This window comes from Caballeronia sp. KNU42, from assembly GCF_053760385.1.
Map to the genome: position 1 here is coordinate 1,315,376 of NZ_CM132390.1, position 17,269 is coordinate 1,332,644.

The window sequence follows — 17,269 nt, forward strand, 5'->3', positions numbered from 1 at the left end:
CACCCGAGGCTTTTGTATGAAACAACTTATCAAATCCGCCACGCTTTCGACCGCTGCGTCGGCCGCGTTATTGGTGGGCGGTCTTTTCAGCAGCGCGGCGAACGCAGCCCCGATCGGCTTTCTCGAGACTATTCACAAGCACACCACGCTGATCAACACGGTGCCGTCCAACGGCGACCAGAACCCGTATGCGATCGTGGTCGCGCCGGTGTCGTCGGGCACGGTCAAGCAGGGTGACGTGCTGGTGGGCAACTTCAACAATTCCGCGAACCTGCAGGGTACCGGCAGCACGATCATCAACTATCATCCGGACACCAAGCAGATGACGGTGTTCGCCACCGTGCCGCGCGACCTGAAGGAGTGTCCGGGCGGTATCGGCCTCTCCACCGCGATGACCATGCTGAAGTCGGGCTGGGTGATCGTCGGCAGCACGCCGAGCAACGACGGTACGACCGGCACCAAGGGCGCGGGCTGCCTGATCGTGCTCGACAACCAGGGCAAGGTGGCGTCCACCATTGTCAGCGCGAACATCAACGATCCGTGGGGCAACATGGCGGTCGTCGATAACGGCGATCACGCCACGCTGTTCCTGAGCAATGCAGGCTTCGGCGTGGGCGGCGCGGACGGCAATCCGCCAGTGTTCAAGCAGGCGACCATCCTGCGCCTCGACCTGGATATCCAGCAAGGCAAGGCGCCGGTGGTCAAGCAGGAAACGGTGATCGCCAGCGGTTTCGGCGCGCAGGCCGACAAGGGCGTGTTCCTGGTCGGTCCGACGGGGCTCGCGTTATCGCCGGATCAGAAGCTGCTGTATGCGTCGGACGCTATTGGCAACCGCGTGACGGAAATCGATGAACCCATGACACGCGATACCAGCGCGGGCGTTGGCCGCGAGTTGACCGCCGATGGTTTCCTGCATCGTCCGCTCGCGATGGTGACGGCGCCCAACGGCCACTTGCTGGTCACGAATGCGTTGAACGGCCAGGTCGTGGAAATTGATCCGACGACGGGCAAGCAACTGTATGCACGCTGGATCGATACAGACAAGGCGCAATCGCCGCCGGGCAATGGTGACTTGTTCGGCATCGCGATGACACCTGAAGGTGACGGCTTTTATTACGTGCAGGACGATGTGAACACGCTGGTCCTGGCGAAGTAAGGTAAGTAGTTAAGCAAAGCGAAGTAATTGCAATAGCAGGGCGACATCATGGCAAACGATCAAGATCCACCGCGCCGCCGCTTTCTTAAGGCGGGCGTAGCCGCGGGCGCGGCGTTGGGCGCGGGTTCAGTCGCGCATGCCGCGACCAAGGCACCGTTCAAGCAACCCATCGACCCGATGCTCATGGTCGAGCCGTTCTTCGGCGAGCATCAGGCGGGTATCGTGACGCCGCAGCAGAGCCATACGTACGTGGCGTCGCTCGATCTCACGACCGATAAACGTGAAGACGTGATCGGTCTTCTGAAAGAGTGGACGGACGCCGCCGCCCGCATGTCGCGCGGCGACACGGCGAAGCCCTTGCCCGCCGATGACAAGTCGGCACCCGATTCCGGCGATATCCTCGGCCTGGGTGCAGCGGGCCTCACGATCACGTTCGGTTTCGGCCCGGGGCTGTTCACGCACGAAGGCAAGGATCGCTACGGTCTGGAGAAACGCCGGCCTGCTGCACTGGTCGACTTGCCGCGTTTCAACGGCGACCAGTTGCTGCCGCAGAAAACGGGCGGCGACATCCTGATCCAGGCCTGCGCCAACGACGCTCAAGTGGCGTTCCACGCCGTGCGCCAACTTGCACGCATGGGCTACGGCATCGTGGCCATGCGCTGGGCGCAGGCGGGTTTCCTCTCCGGCCCGCGCGGACAGACGCCGCGCAACCTGATGGGCTTCAAGGACGGCACGAACAATCCGTCGACCGCGAAACCGGCGTTGATGAATCAGTTCGTGTGGGCCAACGCACCGGACGCGCCGTGGATGAACGGCGGCACGTACACGGTCGTGCGCCGTATCCGTATCACGCTGGAACACTGGGACACCATGGAGCGCGGTTTCCAGGAGCAGGTGATGGGCCGCGAAAAATACAGCGGCGCGCCGATCGGCAAGCAGCACGAAATGGATGCACTGGACCTGGATGCCGTCGATAAAGACGGCAACCAGGTGATCCCGGAAAACTCGCACGTGCGTTTGTCGAACCAGGCAACGAACAACGGCGCGCAGATCCTGCGCCGTTCGTATTCGTATAACGACGGCACCGATTTTTATATCGAGCGCTGGCCGCCATGGCGCCAGGAAACCGAGTACGACGCGGGGTTGATCTTCGTCGCGCATCAAAGCGATCCGCGCACCGGTTTCGTGCCGATCAACGAACGGCTGGCGAAGTTCGACATGATGAACCAGTTCACCACGCATGTGGGCAGCGCGGTGTTCGCCTGTCCGCCGGGCGTGCGGCCGGGTTCGTTTATCGGCGCGGGGCTGTTCGACACCTGATTCAAGGCAAGCCGGAAGCCCAGGCTAAAGCACACGCCGGCATACGCTAACGCACGCCGGCGCACCACAACAAAAGGAATGACTTTGATGAACACCACACGCTCCCTGCCCGTGCTGCGCACGCTTTGCGGCATTGCGGTGCTGGCTGCCGCAGCGGCGTTGCCGCTGAACTCGGAAGCGGCGACGCTGACCTTGTACAACGCGCAACACGAGCAGGTCGTGGCCGCGCTGGCGAAGGACTTCGAGAAGCAATCCGGTGTGTCGGTGAAGGTTCGCAACGGCGAAGGCCCGGCCATGGCGGCGCAACTGGTCGCGGAAGGATCGGCTTCTCCCGCCGATGTCTACTTCACCGAGAATTCGCCCGAACTGATGCTGCTGGACGAGAAGGGCCTGCTCGCCAAAACCGATGCATCGACGCTCTCGACCATCCCGTCGCGCTACAACTCGCCGCAGGGCGACTGGGTCGGCGTGCTCGCGCGTGAGAACGTGCTGGTCTACAACACGAAGAAGATCGATGCGGCGCAACTGCCGGCATCGCTGATGGATCTCGCCAAACCGGAATGGAAAGGCAAGGTCGGCATTGCACCGAGCGACGGCGATTTCCTGCCGGTGGTGAGCGCGGTCATCGCGATGAAGGGCGAAGCAGGTGCGCTCGAATGGCTCAAGGGCCTGAAGAAAAACGCGCAGATCTTCGATGACGACGAAGGCGTGGTCGCAGCGGTGAATCGCGGCGGCGTGGCGACGGGCGTAGTGAACAACTACTACTGGGCGCGCCTGCACGTGCAACTGGGCGACAGCGCAACGCGCAGCGCGATCTATCACTTCGGCAACGGCGACGTGGGCGCACTCGTGAACGTATCGGGCGCGGCCGTTTTGAAGTCGAGCAAGAACCAGGAGGCGGCGCAGCAGTTCCTGGCGTATCTCGTCAGCGAACGTGCGCAGGAACTGATGGCCAAGGGCAAGATCGCGTTCGAATATCCGCTGCATGCGGGCGTTTCTCCCGATCCGCTGCTCAAGCCTTTCGACCAGTTGAGCCCGCCGTCGTTGACGGTTGAACAACTCGGCGATGACAGCAAGGCCGCGAAGCTGATGCGTCAAGCCGGACTACTGTAAGCGCAGGAGAGTATGAGCGATGTTGTGAAGGCGGTTGGCGTATCCGCGCTGCCTGAGCCCCGCGGCCGCAAACGCGCGCCGCGGGGTTTGCTCGTGGCGGCGGGATTGTGCGCGCTGCTGGTGCTGATGCCGCTCGCCTTCACGGTGTATCGCGCGGTGACGTTCGGCTGGGATGACGCCATCGAACTGATTTTCAGGCCGCTGGTGGGCGAGCTGCTCATCAATACGCTGTCGATTACCGTAAGCGCCACGCTCGTGTCGGCGGTGGTCGGGACGGCGGCAGCTTGGTTTATCGAACGAACGCGTTTGCCCGGGCGGCGACTGTGGGCGGCGCTCACGGTTGCGCCGCTTGCGATGCCGGCTTTCATCACGAGTTACGCGTGGGTCTCGCTGAGCCTCGATTTGCAGGACTTCGCGGGCGCGTTGCTGGTGATTTCCACCGCGTATTTCCCCCTTGTCTATTTGCCGGTTGCCGCCGCCCTGCGCGGCATGGATCCGGCGCTTGAAGAAAGCGCGCGCTCGCTCGGTTGCGGGCGTGTTGGCGTGTTCTTGCGCGTGGTGCTGCCGCAATTGCGGCCGGCGCTGCTTGGCGGAATGCTGCTGGTGGCGTTGGGCGTGTTGTCGGAATTTGGCGCGTTCACGCTGCTGCGCTTTCGGACCTTCACGACCCAGATCTACGCCGAGTACAGGACCAGCTTCGACAGCAGCGGCGCGTCGGTATTCGCCTGCATTCTTATCGCGATGTGCCTGTTCTGCCTCGCGCTCGAAATGCGCGTACGCGGCCGTTCGCGCTATGAACGCGTCGATCGCGGCGTGAGGCGCGCCGCACTGCGTTATGAACTCGGCACGTGGCGATGGGCGGTGGTCGCCGCGTTCGTCCTGCTGGCGATCGTGACGCTGGGCGTGCCTATCGGCATGATCGGTTTCTGGCTGACGCAAAGCGGCGCCGCCGCGATCACGCCGGCGGAAGTGTCGCCGGAACTGCTGATCGAATCGACGCTGTCATCGATTGGCTATGGTTGCGCCGCTGCGGTCGTCACCACGCTCGCGTGCGTGCCGCTCGCGTTCCTGCTGGTCCGTTTTCCAAGCAGGATGGCGACTACGTTTGAGCGCATCGTATTTCTCGCGCAAGGTTTGCCGAGCCTCGTGGTCGCGCTGGCGATCGTGTCGCTGGCCGTGCACGCGTTGAGACCGCTGTATCAGAGCGCCGAGTTGCTGGTCGTGGCTTATGCCATTCTGTTCCTGCCGCTCGCGCTCGTCAGCGTGCGCGCGGCGTTCACGCAAGCGCAGCCGCGTCTTGAAGAGACCGCCCGGTCGCTTGGGCTGAGCTGGCGCGAAACCGTGCGGCGCGTGCTCTTGCCGCTGGCCGGGCCAGGTCTGGGCGCAGGCGCCACCATGGTTTTCATCTCGGTCGTCACCGAACTCAATTCCACGTTATTGCTATCACCAAGCGGTACACGCACGCTCGCCACGCAAGTCTGGATCGATACATCGACACTCGCGTTTGCTGCCGCCGCGCCGTATGCCGCATTGCTCGTGGGCATTTCGCTGGCGGCATCGATCGCGTTGTTCACGTTGCTCGGGCGATCGGCAGTGGCGGGACGTGCGGCTGTTTTAAAAGAAGGACTACAGGCCGGTTCGCCGCCTGACAAGTAAATCGATATGAGCGAACTTCGCGTTACCAGCCTGACCAAATCCTTCGATGGTCAACCCGTGCTTCATGGCGTCGATTTATCGGTGGAACGCGGTACCTTGCTTGCCTTGCTCGGGCCGTCAGGCAGCGGCAAGACCACACTCTTGCGCGTGCTGTGCGGCTTCGAGCGGGCAGATGCAGGCACCGTCGAGATCGATGGCGTGCGCGTGGCCGGGCCGGGCATTCACGTGCCGTCCGAAGCGCGACGCATAGGTTATGTGCCGCAGGAAGGCGCGCTTTTCCCGCATCTTTCTGTCGCCGATAACATCGTCTTCGGCTTGCCGCGGCAGCAGCGGCGAGCGCGGTATCGTGTGGATGAATTGCTGGCGCTCGTCGGTCTGCCGGCGGCGTATGGCGACCGCGCGCCGCAGGCATTGTCCGGTGGGCAGCAGCAGCGCGTGGCGCTGGCGCGAGCGCTTGCGCCGTCGCCCTCGCTCGTGATGCTCGACGAACCGTTTTCTTCCCTCGATGCCGCGTTGCGGATCGAAACCCGTGAAGCCGTGGCGAACGCGCTCGCGGCCACGGGCGCTACCGCAGTGCTGGTGACGCACGATCAGGCCGAGGCGTTGTCGCTCGGGCACGAGGTCGCGGTGCTGTGGCGTGGCCGTCTCGTGCAGACGGACTCTCCGGAGGCGGTATATCGGCGGCCGGTGTCGCGTGAGCTGGCGAGTTTTGTCGGCGACGCGGTGATCGTGCCGGGGTTGATCGATTCCGGGAATTCGAAGCAGGTGATATGCGAGTTCGGCACCTTGCCGATCGCGCGCACCGTGGTCGCGAGCGATGTCGATGTGATGATCCGGCCGGAGCAGATCCGGATCGTTTCCGGTCATCGTGCGGAAGGTGACGGCGTTCAGGCGGTAGTCGAGAAAGTCGTGTTCTATGGCCACGATGCCAGCGTCATGCTGCGCTCCCTCACAGGCGAGCGCGGTGTGCAGATTCGCGTGGCAGGGCATTCGCATCCGCGTGTCGGCGAGCGCATCGCGCTGTCGGTCGAAGGCGATGTCGTGGCTTATCCAAAGGGATAGTTGAAGGCTGATGTCATGGCGGTCATCGCCCCTATTTGACAAAGTGCATATACACAAATATAATCAGGCGATGACCTCCCAAGACTTGTCCTACCTCGATTGCAACTGCTTCGCCATTCGTCAGGCGGCGCGATTTGTGTCGCAGCTTTATGAGCGCCATGTCAGCCAGGCAGGTGTGACGGCGGCGCAGTTCACGCTGCTTGCCGCAATCCATCGCCGTCCGGGCGTGACCATGGCCGACCTCGCAGACGCCATGGTGATGGAACGCACCACGCTGGTCCGGGCATTGAAACCGCTGCAGCGCGACGGGCTGGTCACGGCCGCCCAGCAAGACGCCAGCACGCGGGCTGTTGCGCTGTCGCTGTCGGACGCAGGCAAGAAGACGCTCGGCGAAGCATCGCTGCGCTGGCGCGACGCACAGCGGGAATTTGAAGACAAGTTCGGCCGGGAACGCGCCGGGGAACTGAGAAAGTCGCTGCTGGAGCTGACATCGGCGGAATGAAACACTCGCTCGGCGTGCCGCCGGGCGTTTTTTTACCTCATAAAGTGCATATGCACTACGGAGTTTGATATGGAAATCAAAGGAAAAGTCGTGTTGGTGACCGGTGCGAATCGCGGCCTTGGCGAGCAGTTTGCGAAGGCGTTGCTGGCGGCGGGGGCATCGAAAGTGTATGCATCGGCGCGTGATAAAAGCCAGGTCAAGGTGCCCGGCGTCGAAGCGGTGCAGCTCGACGTGACCAATGCGCAGAGCATTGCCGCAGCGGCCGACCGTCTGACCGACGTGCAGGTCGTCATCAACAATGCCGGCGCGATCATCGGCGGTTCGTTGCTCGATGGCGCGGCCATCGATGCCGTGCGCTCGCAGCTCGAGACCAACGTGATCGGTCCGCTTGCGGTTACCCAGGCCTTTGCGCCGATCCTCAAGCACAACGGCGGCGGCGCGGTGGTCAACATCCTGTCGGTGCTGAGCTGGCTGACCATCGACAACACGGGTTCGTACAGCGCGTCCAAGTCCGCCGCGTGGGCGATCACGAACGGCTTGCGCACCGAACTGCGCGCACAGAACACGCTGGTGGTGGGCGTGCATCCGGCGTTTATCGATACCGATATGACCGCCGGGATCGACGCGCCGAAGACATCGCCGGAAGACGTCGTGCGTCAGGTGCTCGACGGCATCGAGCAAGGTAAGGAAGAGATTCTCGTCGATGACATCGGCCGCAACGTGAAGGCGTCGTTGTCATCGGCAACGCCGGCCTATCTCACGCCGGCGCATTAAGTTTTCTGGTCAATCAGGAGCGAAAAGTCATGAGCCAACAACGTGAAATCGTGCTGTGCGAGCCGGTCAGGACCGCGATCGGTGCATTCAACGGCGCGCTGAAAGGCACGCCGGCGACGGACCTCGGCGCGGCCGTGGTCCGTGAAACCCTGCGGCGTGCCGGGGTCTCGGGACAGGACGTGGATTCGGTCACCCTGGGTAACGTGATCCAGGCGGGCAACCGTATGAATCCCGCGCGTCAGGCGGCCGTGAACGGCGGCTTGCCGGTCTCGGTGCCCGCGTTGACCGTGAACCGCGTGTGCGGCTCGGGCGCGCAGGCGATTGTATCGGCGGCTAACGAGATCACGGCCGGCTTTGTGCAGCTCGCGGTGGCGGGCGGCATGGAGAACATGGACCGCGCGCCGTATCTGCTCGATAACGGGCGCTTCGGCTATCGGATGGGCAACGCGGAAATCCACGACAGCATGTTGCGCGATGGCCTTGACGATGCCTTCTCCGGCAAGCACTCCGGCTGGCATACGGAAGATCTCGTCACGCAGATGGACATCACGCGCGAAGCGCAGGACCGCTTCGCCGAGCGCTCGCAGCAACGTTTTGCCGCAGCGCAGGCGAAGGGCTGGTTTGCGGCGGAGATTGTCGGCGTGGAGGTGAAGGCGGGCAAGCTCAGCGCTGTCTTCAATGTCGACGAACAGCCGCGGCCTGACACCACGTTCGCGACGTTGTCAAAACTGCGTCCCGCATTCCGCCCCGACGGCACGATCACCGCGGGCAACGCGCCGGGCCTGAACAGCGGCGCGGCAGCGATGCTCGTGGCGGACCGCGCGTTCGCCGAGCGCAAGGGGATCGAGGCATCGGTGCGTCTGGTCGCATACGGCATTGCGGCGGTCGAACCGGGCATGTTCGGTCTTGGGCCGGTCCCGGCCGTCCAGCAGGCGCTGGATCGCGCAGGCTGGAAGCTGGGCGATCTGGAGCGCATCGAGATCAACGAAGCCTTTGCTGCCGTGCCAATCGCGGTTGCACGGAAACTGGGTCTGCCCGATGACGTGGTGAACCCCGAAGGCGGCGCGATTGCACATGGCCACGCTATTGGCGCAACCGGCGCGGTGCTGGTCACGCGGCTCGCCCACGCGATGAAACGCGACGGTTTGAAGCGAGCGATGGTGACGCTGTGTATCGGCGGCGGGCAGGGGATTGCGCTGGCGCTGGAAAGCGTTTGATTGAGCGGGTTGCGAGGGCGACCGTACGGGGGGCTGAGTAGGCGTGTCTGTATTAGCGATCGTTGAGGCACGCGTCAGCAGCGCGCCATCACGAAACGCATGAGTCGTGGTGCGTTGCACAAGGCCGATTCCCGAGTTGCGCGGCATGGCTTGCGAGGCCCTCGTATCGCTCGGCATCGTCCAACAAACGCGGTCCAACGCGCTAAACGGGCGAATAATGCGAAAAGTTGGCGGATTTCAGCGATAGTCTTTCGCATAAGTACGGCACGCGGACAGTAAGGTGAAAGCTCGTTTGGCGGCGCCTCGGAATCAGCTTGATCCGGGCGTCGCCATTCCTGTTTCCCGGAGTGCACGAGCTATGAGAATCCCCCTGTCCGCCGGCATTGCCGTGCTGTTGCTGAGCACCAGCGCCCTTGCGCAACAACCGCTCGCCATTCCAATGCGCAGCCAGAATCCGGCACAAACCCGTATCGATAGAGCCATGTGTTACAGCTACGCCAATCAACATACCGGCGTAGTAATGGCGCACGTGTCGCAGGCGCCTGAAAAGCCGAGGACCGTGAAGCCCGGTGCTGTGCATCCGGTTGACGTGGCGGCGCCGTTGCCATCGGCGATTGCGCCCGGGTCGGCGCCGGTTTTGGCATCGGCGACCGAAGCGTCCTCGACGCCCACGCCCGGTGTGGCTGCGGATGCTCTTGCTGCGGCGAATGCGAGTTCGACTTCTGCCGATGCGCCTATGCCGGCGTTGCCGCCGCCCGAGCCGCCGATGGTTCAGTACTGGCGTTCGTATGGCGAGTGCATGACGGATCGGGGGTATATGGTTCGATAAGGGGTGTGGTTATTCGCTTGCGCCGGTGGACAGGGTTTGGTGGTTTGCGGGGTTATTGGGGTTAGTGGTCAGGGGTCAATGCAGGGTTGGTGCTTTCGGCCTTGGTGACCTGCTTGAGTCACCTGATTTCTTTAGCACTATTAGCCACTGCGCGTGGCGGCGCGTCATTTCTTTGTCCAAAGCGACAAAGAAACGAAGCAAAGAAAACGCTTTCAAAACGCGGGCTCGTAAGTTGACCTAGCGTGCGGTTTCCGCGTTTTTGGCACCCCAAAAGCACGGTGCTCGCCAGAGCCACGGATGTGTGAACCCCTCCTTCTCGCGAATCCTGACACGAACACGCTTCGCCCCGTACGCTCTCGGGCAAGCACCATCTGACCGTGCAAACTACCGCCCATATCAAACCTGACACTAAGCATGTCGGCAGTGTTACGCTATATTTCAATAAATATAGCGTAACCGAAAATACACCCCGCCTACTGGATCCGGATGCGCCGGCCAAACGAATTTGATCGGTTACGTGTAACCAACTATCTCTCCTGCACGAACTAGCTAACAGACGCACGGTGAATGTCTGGCTTGTTAAACCCGAGCCACATTCAAGAGCCAGTTGAAATAGGCCACAGGCTTCCAAAATCAATCACGATTTTTTCGTTTTCAACGGATTAAAACCGTGATTGACGTGTTTGCCTGTCATGAACCTGAGCACGGTTCCCCGTCGCGACCCGGAAGGCCGTTCACAAAGACCGGCATTCCTCAAAGCGTAAGTTTTGTTCAGGAGCACATCATGCAGACCCGGCGCCGGTTTATTTTTGCAGGCAGCATTTTTGCCGCAGCGGCATTCGCCGCGTTCAATCAACGTCGCGTGTTAGGCGCGACCGGAACAAGCGGCAACAGCACCGATGAATCGTTCGAAGTCGTTCATCCCGACGACCAATGGCGCCGCCTGCTCACTCCCGCTCAATACAACGTGCTTCGCCACGAAGGCACGGAACGCCCTTACAGCAGCCCTTTGAACGACGAACATCGTAGCGGCACGTTCGCGTGCGCCGGATGCCAGCTTGATGTGTTTTCGTCACGTACGAAGTTCGACAGCCACACCGGCTGGCCGAGCTTCTGGGCACCGCTCGACCACGCGGTGGCAACGCATGAGGACTTGTCGTTCGGCGTATCGCGTACAGAGGTGCATTGCCGGCGTTGCGGTGGACATCTCGGCCATGTCTTCGATGACGGCCCCAAGCCCACCGGCTTGCGTTATTGCATGAACGGCCTGGCGATGACGTTCAAACCCGCCGCTGCATGACTCGGCGCGTAGCTACCGAAACTGTTCCGCGTCGGACCCCGACCACCTAAAGACCTAAGAACTTGCACGCTCATGTTACTCATTGTCCTGGCTTATCTTGGCGGTGCGCTCACTATCCTTAGCCCCTGCATCCTGCCCGTGTTGCCCTTCGTGTTCTCGCGGGCGGACCAACCGTTCGTGCGCAGCGGCCTGCCTTTGCTTGCCGGCATGGCCATCACGTTCGCAGCAGTCGCGACACTCGCGGCAGTGGGCGGCGGCTGGGTGACACAGGCGAACCAGTACGGCCGCTGGCTGGCTGTCGCGTTGCTCGGCATCTTCGGCTTGACGTTGCTCTTGCCAAGCTTCGCAGAACGCCTCATGCGTCCTTTTGTCAGCGCGGGAAATCGGCTGTCCGAGTTTGCGCAAGCTGACGGACAACAAGTGCGCGCAAGCTCGTCGTTCCTGCTGGGCATTGCGACCGGTTTGCTGTGGGCGCCATGCGCCGGCCCGATCCTGGGCCTTGTGCTGACAGGCGCGGCATTGCGTGGAGCAAGTGTCGGCACGACACTGCTGCTGGTCGCTTACGCGGCGGGCGCCGCGACGTCGCTGGCGGTGGCATTGCTCATCGGCGGCCGGGTGTTTGCCGCGATGAAACGCTCGCTCGGGGCAGGCGAGTGGATTCGTCGTGGTATTGGCGCGGCGATGTTGCTGGGTGTGGTCGCCATCTCGTTAGGACTCGATACGGGCGTGCTGGCTCGTGTGTCGACCGTTGCGACGGGTGGCATCGAACAGAAGCTGGTGGACACGTTGTCCGGTGGTACCGCGCAGGCGAAGGCTGGCAATAGCGATGCGGCCGCACCTGCCCAGACCACCGCGGCAACCGATGCCGCCGCGCCCGCGATGATGCGTGCAGCCGCGAGCCCGGAAGCGCCGCTGTCGCTGCCGGTGGAAGGAGAATTACCGTCGCTGTCCGGCGCCGTTCAATGGCTCAATTCGCCGCCGCTCACGGCGCAGGATTTGCGCGGCAAGGTCGTGCTCGTCGACTTCTGGACCTACTCGTGCATCAACTGCCTGCGTTCGTTGCCCTACGTGAAAGCGTGGGCGCAGAAGTATCGCGATCAGGGGCTGGTGGTGATCGGTGTGCATGCGCCCGAGTTTGCGTTCGAGCGTAACGTGGACAACGTCAAGCGCGCGACGCACGATCTGGGCGTCGACTATCCGGTGGCCATCGATAACAACTACGCAATCTGGCGTGCGTTTGGTAACCAGTACTGGCCGGCGCATTATTTTATCGATGCAAAGGGGCAGGTTCGCTTCCATCACTTTGGCGAAGGCGACTATGCACATTCGGAGCAGGTGATCCAGCAGTTGCTCGCGGAAGCCGGTCACGCGAATGCGGGCGCAATGGTCAGCGACGACACGGCAGCCAAGGGCGTGCAAATGGCCGCCGATAACGCCGACATGCAGTCACCGGAAACCTACGTAGGCTACGAACGCGCGGAGAATTTTGCCGGCAAGGGCGGCGAATCGCACGACCGCGTTCACACCTATGCCGCGCCCGGTCAACTCGCGCTGAATGAATGGGGTCTCGCGGGCGCATGGAACGTGGGTTCGGAGCAAGCGTCGCTGGCGGCTTCGACGGGAACCATTGTGTATCGATTCCATGCGAGGGACTTGCATCTCGTGCTGGGACCCGGAAAGGACAACAAGCCGGTGAGGTTTCGCGTGAGCATCGATGGCGCCGCGCCAGGCAACGCGCACGGCTCGGATGTCATGGCCGATGGCACCGGCACGGTCACCGAGCAGCGCTTATATCAACTCGTGCGGCAGTCGGGCGATGTAAAGGATCACACGTTCGCAATTGAATTCCTGGACCCGGGAGTCGAGGCGTATGCGTTCACGTTCGGTTGAGCCGGGAAGCCATGGCGAGAGGTTTTATGCGTCGTTGAAGCGATAGATCAGCAATCGGCCTTTATAGGCGGCGGTATCGTCGAAGGCTATTTTATCCAGCCGTTCCTCGCGCATCTGGAAGCCGCGTTCGCCCATTTGCCGGTTGAACGCGGCGCGGTTGCCCCGGTCGGGGTCCACGATCCAGACCTCGGCCGCCGACGATGCGTGCAGTCCGATGAACGCGGCGAGCGTCGCGTTGGCATCGCGTTCGTAGAGCAGGTCGCTGCCCATGATCAGGTCGAAGCGGCCATCGACAATGCGCCGTCCCGCCTCATCGTTGAGGGTGTCTTCCAGTTCAGGGATGGACCAGTTGCCGTGCCGGTATTTCATGGGCGGCAAGTCGTTCAGGCGCAAGTTTTCTTTCAGGAAGTCCCCGGTCAACGGATGGCAATCGCTGGCGGTCACATCTGCTCCGCGCCGATGTCCGACGAGACTGGCGAGCGCCAGTCCGCAACCGATTTCAAGAATGCGTTCACCGATCAGCACCGGCCTTAAGGCGAGGCGCGCGGCGAGGTGCGCGCCGGATGGCCACAGCATGCCGAATAACGGCCACATGGCCGAGGAGATGCCGATTCGTTCGGCGTCGCCGGCGGGATCGGAGAATTGCTGAAGGTCCAGCAGCGAACGGATGATGAGGTCGTCAACGCCGGAAACGGCGATGTTTTCTTGCTTGGTCAGGTAACCGGGCATCAGGGAGGCGCGAAAGTGAAGCCGCGCGGGGAGACGGGGACGTAGTATGCGCTTGTTTTGGAATCTGCCTTTCCAGGCTGGTCCGAACCCGCTGCTATCTGCCGTCGCGGTCCGCGTTTGTCCCTATCGCGCCCGGCCGCTCGTACTCCAATAATGTAATCCATTACATCCGTGGGCGCGAGTGGAAACCAATGACGGAAACATTGCGCACCGCCGATGAAATCTCGATCTCTGACGTCGCTCAAAAGGCGGGCGTATCGGTCGCGACCGTCTCTCGCGTCCTCAACGGTCACACTAACGTACGCGAACCTACGCGCGACAAAGTGCTCGCGGCGGTTGCGGCAAGCGGGTATCGAATCAACGAACTCGCCCGCAATTTGCGCACGGCCGAAAGCCGCATGCTGCTCACCCTGGTCCCCGACTTCGGCAATCCGTTCTACGCGGCCATCGTTCGCGGCATCGACAGTGTCGCCCGTCAAAACGGCTATTTCATGCTGCTCTGCGATACAGGCGCCGATCCCGGCCGCGAACGCAGTTACTTCGATCTGCTAAGAGGCCGCCGCGCTGACGGCGCCATCTGCCTCGACCCTGCCGCGATTCAGCAGGCGCTGGTCGAGGAAGCCGCCACGCTGCCCTGGGTAGCCTGCTGCGAGTTCGATCCCGCAGCGGGCGTGCCGTACGTAGGTATCGATAACTATGAAGCCGCCGGCGACGCAATTCGCCACTTGCTCAGCCAGGGTCACCGGAAAATCGCGCTGATCAATTCAGGCCACGGATATTTATATAGCCGCCAGCGTGCGGAGGGCTATCGGGATGCTTTGAGCGCTGCAGGGATCGATGCCGATCCCGCGTGGCAAGTCGACCTCGATACCCTCGACTACGCGGCCGGTGAAACCGCTGCGCGCAAGCTGACCCGCCTGCGACGCAACCGACCGACGGCAGTGTTCGCCGTCTCCGACACCCTCGCCATCGGCGTGATCAACGGCTTGCGCGGCGTTGGCTTGCGCGTGCCGGACGACATGGCTGTGATCGGTTTCGACGATATTGCCGTTGCCGCGCAAATCGATCCACCGCTCACGACGGTCGCTCAACCCATGCGCGAACTTGGCGAAACCGCCGCGCGATTGCTGCTCAAACGCCTGCGCGAACCCAACGTGCATGTACCCGGCGTGCTGCTGCCGCACAAGCTGATGATACGAAGGAGCGCGTGATCATGAGCCTGGCCGTCGCCTTCGATAGCATCGAAAAACAGTTCGGACCTGTACGCGTGCTGCATGGCGTGAGCTTCGACCTCGCCCCCGGACGCATCTACGGCTTGCTTGGCGAAAACGGCGCGGGCAAGTCGACGCTGATGAAGATCCTCGCCGGCTACGAACGTCCGAGCGCGGGTACGTTTTCCATCGACGGCACGCCCAAGACCTTCGATAGTTCCCGCGATGCCGAAGCCACGGGCATCGTATTGATCCATCAGGAACTGAACCTCGCGGATCACTTGAGCATCGTGCAGAACATGTTTCTCGGGCACGAGATAAAGCGTGGTCTCTTCCTCGATGAACCCGCCATGCGCGAGGCCGCACGCGCGCGTCTCGCCGACGTTGGCCTGCACAAGCAGCCGGATACCAGAGTGCGCAACCTGATCGTCGCGGAGAAGCAGCTCGTGGAAATCGCCAAGGCCATGCTGCGTGATGCCCGCCTGCTGATCATGGACGAACCGACCGCCACGCTCACGCCCGCTGAAACGCAACGCCTGTTCGCACTGATGGCGCGGCTGAAGGACGACGGCGTGACCATCATTTATATCTCGCACAAACTCGACGAAGTGGAACGCGTCACTGACGAAGTCATCGTGATGCGCGATGGCCGCTTCGTCTCGCGAGGATTGACCGCCGAGACCACGCGCCAGCAGATGGCGAACCTGATGGTCGGGCGCGAAGTGTCAGACATGTTCCCCGATAAACCCGCGATCCCCGCCGATGCGCGCGTGGCCTTCAAGGTCGATAACGCCTGCGTGCCGGGCTGGGCGGAAAACGTGAGCTTCTCGGTGCGCGCCGGCGAAGTGTTCGGCTTCGCGGGACTCGTGGGCGCGGGACGCACGGAACTCTTCGAGGGACTCATCGGTTTGCGGGCGCGCACGGCGGGGCGCATCACGCTCGATGGCGAGGACATCAATCCGCGCAATCCCCGCGCCGCGATGAAACACGGCATCACGTATCTGAGCGAGGATCGCAAGGGGCGTGGACTGCACGTCGACATGGCGTTGAAAGACAACCTCACCATGATGACGCTGGAACGCTACGCGCATCCGCTGCTCGACGGACATGCGGAACGCGATGCGCTGAAAAAAGCGGTCGGCGACTTCGGGATCCGCACTGGCAACCTGGCGAGCCGCGCGCGCATGTTGTCGGGCGGCAATCAGCAAAAGCTGGCGCTCGCGAAGTTCCTGCATCCCGATCCACGCGTGGTGGTGCTTGACGAACCCACTCGAGGCGTCGATGTCGGCGCGAAACGCGATATCTACTTCCTGATCCACGCGCTCGCCGCCGAAGGCCGCGCGGTGATCGTGATCTCATCCGAACTGATCGAGCTGATTGGTTTATGTCATCGCGTGGCGGTGATGCGCGGCGGCGAGCTTGTCGCGACCCTTGGCCCCGGACACCTGACTGAAGAGAGGTTGATCGCCCATGCGACCGGCACACACTGAAGGCGTTGAAGGATCGAGCCGCCTGGGCAGCTTCGCACGGCGGCTGCATGGCGTCGGGCCGCTGCTCGGGCTGGTCGCGCTATGCATAGGCGGCACGCTGCTGAACCCGGACTTCGCCACCTTCGACAACGCGATGAACGTCCTCACGCGAACCTCGTTCATCGGCATCATTGCGGTGGGGATGACCTTCGTGATCATCTCGGGCGGTATCGATCTGTCGGTTGGATCGATGGCCGCGTTGATCGCGGGCAGCATGATCTGGGTCATGAATGCACTCGCGCACGGCGTGCGCGGACACACGCTTGCACCGCTTGCCATTATTGCTGTCGGGATCATTTTAGCCCTTGTTTTAGGGGGTCTTTTTGGTTTGGCGCATGGTCTGCTGGTGACCAAGGGACGCATAGAGCCGTTTATCGTGACACTGGGAACGCTTGGGATCTTCCGCGCGGTGCTGACGTGGCTCGCGGATGGCGGGGCGCTTACGCTCGACAACACTTTGTCCGATCTCTACGGCCCCGTGTATTACGCCAGCCTTTTCGGGATTCCCGTGCCGATCTGGGTGTTCCTGATCGTGGCGGCGGGCGGTGTGATCGTGCTGAACCGGACCGTGTTTGGGCGGCATGTGCAGGCTATCGGCTCGAACGAACAAGTCGCCCGTTATGCGGCCATTCGCGTGGATTCCGTGAAGATCGTCACGTACGTGCTGCTTGGGTTATGCGTGGGCGTGGCGACGGTGCTGTACGTGCCGCGCCTCGGGTCTGCCACGCCGACCACGGGCCTGCTCTGGGAGCTTGAAGCGATCGCAGCGGTGGTCGTTGGCGGCACTGCGCTCAGAGGGGGCGAAGGGCGCGTGATCGGGACGGTGATCGGCGCGATCCTGCTGTCGGTGATTGCGAACATCCTCAATCTCACGAGCATCATCAGCGTGTATCTCAATGCGGCGGTGCAGGGCGCCGTGATTATTTTCGTAGCGTTTTTACAGCGTGGACGTCGTTGAAGTGTGTTCGAACCGCGCCCGGA

At 62.4% G+C, this 17,269-nt stretch carries 15 protein-coding genes; 14 read left to right on the forward strand and 1 reads right to left on the reverse strand.

Going from position 1 to position 17,269, the window contains the following annotated elements; all coding sequences use genetic code 11:
• Nucleotides 1–16: 16 nt before the first annotated feature.
• The 11 genes from ACSOSP_RS37130 to ACSOSP_RS37180 all read left to right on the forward strand — a co-directional run bounded on the left by ACSOSP_RS37130 (nucleotide 17) and on the right by ACSOSP_RS37180 (nucleotide 12,819).
• On the forward strand, nucleotides 17–1,156 hold the full coding sequence (locus tag ACSOSP_RS37130) for a hypothetical protein (protein WP_455314001.1): 1,140 nt from the start codon (nucleotides 17–19) through the stop codon (nucleotides 1,154–1,156).
• Nucleotides 1,157–1,204: 48 nt separating this feature from the next.
• Complete coding sequence (gene efeB / locus ACSOSP_RS37135; RefSeq protein ID WP_455314003.1) at nucleotides 1,205–2,476, forward strand: iron uptake transporter deferrochelatase/peroxidase subunit; 1,272 nt, start codon at nucleotides 1,205–1,207, stop codon at nucleotides 2,474–2,476.
• Between the two features lie 87 nt (nucleotides 2,477–2,563).
• The gene (locus tag ACSOSP_RS37140; RefSeq protein ID WP_455314004.1) at nucleotides 2,564–3,589 is read left to right on the forward strand and encodes an iron ABC transporter substrate-binding protein; all 1,026 of its coding nucleotides are present in this window, start codon (nucleotides 2,564–2,566) and stop codon (nucleotides 3,587–3,589) included.
• A 12-nt stretch (nucleotides 3,590–3,601) separates the two neighbouring features.
• Complete coding sequence (locus tag ACSOSP_RS37145) at nucleotides 3,602–5,245, forward strand: ABC transporter permease (RefSeq protein ID WP_455314005.1); 1,644 nt, start codon at nucleotides 3,602–3,604, stop codon at nucleotides 5,243–5,245.
• Between the two features lie 6 nt (nucleotides 5,246–5,251).
• Nucleotides 5,252–6,307, forward strand: coding sequence for an ABC transporter ATP-binding protein (locus ACSOSP_RS37150; RefSeq protein ID WP_455314006.1), 1,056 nt, complete (start codon nucleotides 5,252–5,254; stop codon nucleotides 6,305–6,307).
• Between the two features lie 70 nt (nucleotides 6,308–6,377).
• Entirely contained in the window at nucleotides 6,378–6,809 is a 432-nt protein-coding gene (locus ACSOSP_RS37155; RefSeq protein WP_455314007.1) for a MarR family winged helix-turn-helix transcriptional regulator, read from the forward strand.
• A gap of 69 nt (nucleotides 6,810–6,878) precedes the next feature.
• A complete protein-coding gene (locus ACSOSP_RS37160; protein ID WP_455314008.1) occupies nucleotides 6,879–7,583 on the forward strand; it encodes an SDR family oxidoreductase in 705 nt (234 codons plus the stop codon).
• 29 nt (nucleotides 7,584–7,612) lie between these two features.
• On the forward strand, nucleotides 7,613–8,800 hold the full coding sequence (locus ACSOSP_RS37165) for a thiolase family protein (RefSeq protein ID WP_455314009.1): 1,188 nt from the start codon (nucleotides 7,613–7,615) through the stop codon (nucleotides 8,798–8,800).
• 358 nt (nucleotides 8,801–9,158) lie between these two features.
• Nucleotides 9,159–9,629 carry a hypothetical protein gene (locus ACSOSP_RS37170; protein WP_455314010.1) on the forward strand — a complete coding sequence of 157 codons (471 nt, stop codon included), beginning with the start codon at nucleotides 9,159–9,161 and terminating at the stop codon, nucleotides 9,627–9,629.
• 784 nt (nucleotides 9,630–10,413) lie between these two features.
• Nucleotides 10,414–10,929 carry a peptide-methionine (R)-S-oxide reductase MsrB gene (gene msrB / locus ACSOSP_RS37175; RefSeq protein WP_455314011.1) on the forward strand — a complete coding sequence of 172 codons (516 nt, stop codon included), beginning with the start codon at nucleotides 10,414–10,416 and terminating at the stop codon, nucleotides 10,927–10,929.
• 72 nt (nucleotides 10,930–11,001) lie between these two features.
• Nucleotides 11,002–12,819 (forward strand): cytochrome c biogenesis protein DipZ, encoded by a 1,818-nt coding sequence (locus ACSOSP_RS37180; protein ID WP_455314012.1) that lies wholly within the window; start codon nucleotides 11,002–11,004, stop codon nucleotides 12,817–12,819.
• A 24-nt stretch (nucleotides 12,820–12,843) separates the two neighbouring features.
• On the opposite strand, the gene ACSOSP_RS37185 is transcribed toward ACSOSP_RS37180, so the two are convergent.
• Complete coding sequence (locus ACSOSP_RS37185; RefSeq protein ID WP_455314013.1) at nucleotides 12,844–13,548, reverse strand: class I SAM-dependent methyltransferase; 705 nt, start codon at nucleotides 13,546–13,548, stop codon at nucleotides 12,844–12,846.
• A 191-nt stretch (nucleotides 13,549–13,739) separates the two neighbouring features.
• Between ACSOSP_RS37185 and ACSOSP_RS37190 the strand changes: the two genes are divergently transcribed.
• The 3 genes from ACSOSP_RS37190 to ACSOSP_RS37200 are packed head-to-tail and all read left to right on the forward strand — an operon-like array spanning nucleotide 13,740 to nucleotide 17,246.
• Entirely contained in the window at nucleotides 13,740–14,759 is a 1,020-nt protein-coding gene (locus ACSOSP_RS37190) for a LacI family DNA-binding transcriptional regulator (RefSeq protein WP_455314014.1), read from the forward strand.
• Between the two features lie 2 nt (nucleotides 14,760–14,761).
• Nucleotides 14,762–16,249, forward strand: coding sequence for a sugar ABC transporter ATP-binding protein (locus ACSOSP_RS37195; protein WP_455314015.1), 1,488 nt, complete (start codon nucleotides 14,762–14,764; stop codon nucleotides 16,247–16,249).
• A complete protein-coding gene (locus ACSOSP_RS37200) occupies nucleotides 16,230–17,246 on the forward strand; it encodes an ABC transporter permease (RefSeq protein ID WP_455314016.1) in 1,017 nt (338 codons plus the stop codon). Before ACSOSP_RS37195 ends, ACSOSP_RS37200 begins: the two co-directional genes overlap by 20 nt.
• Nucleotides 17,247–17,269: the final 23 nt, after the last annotated feature.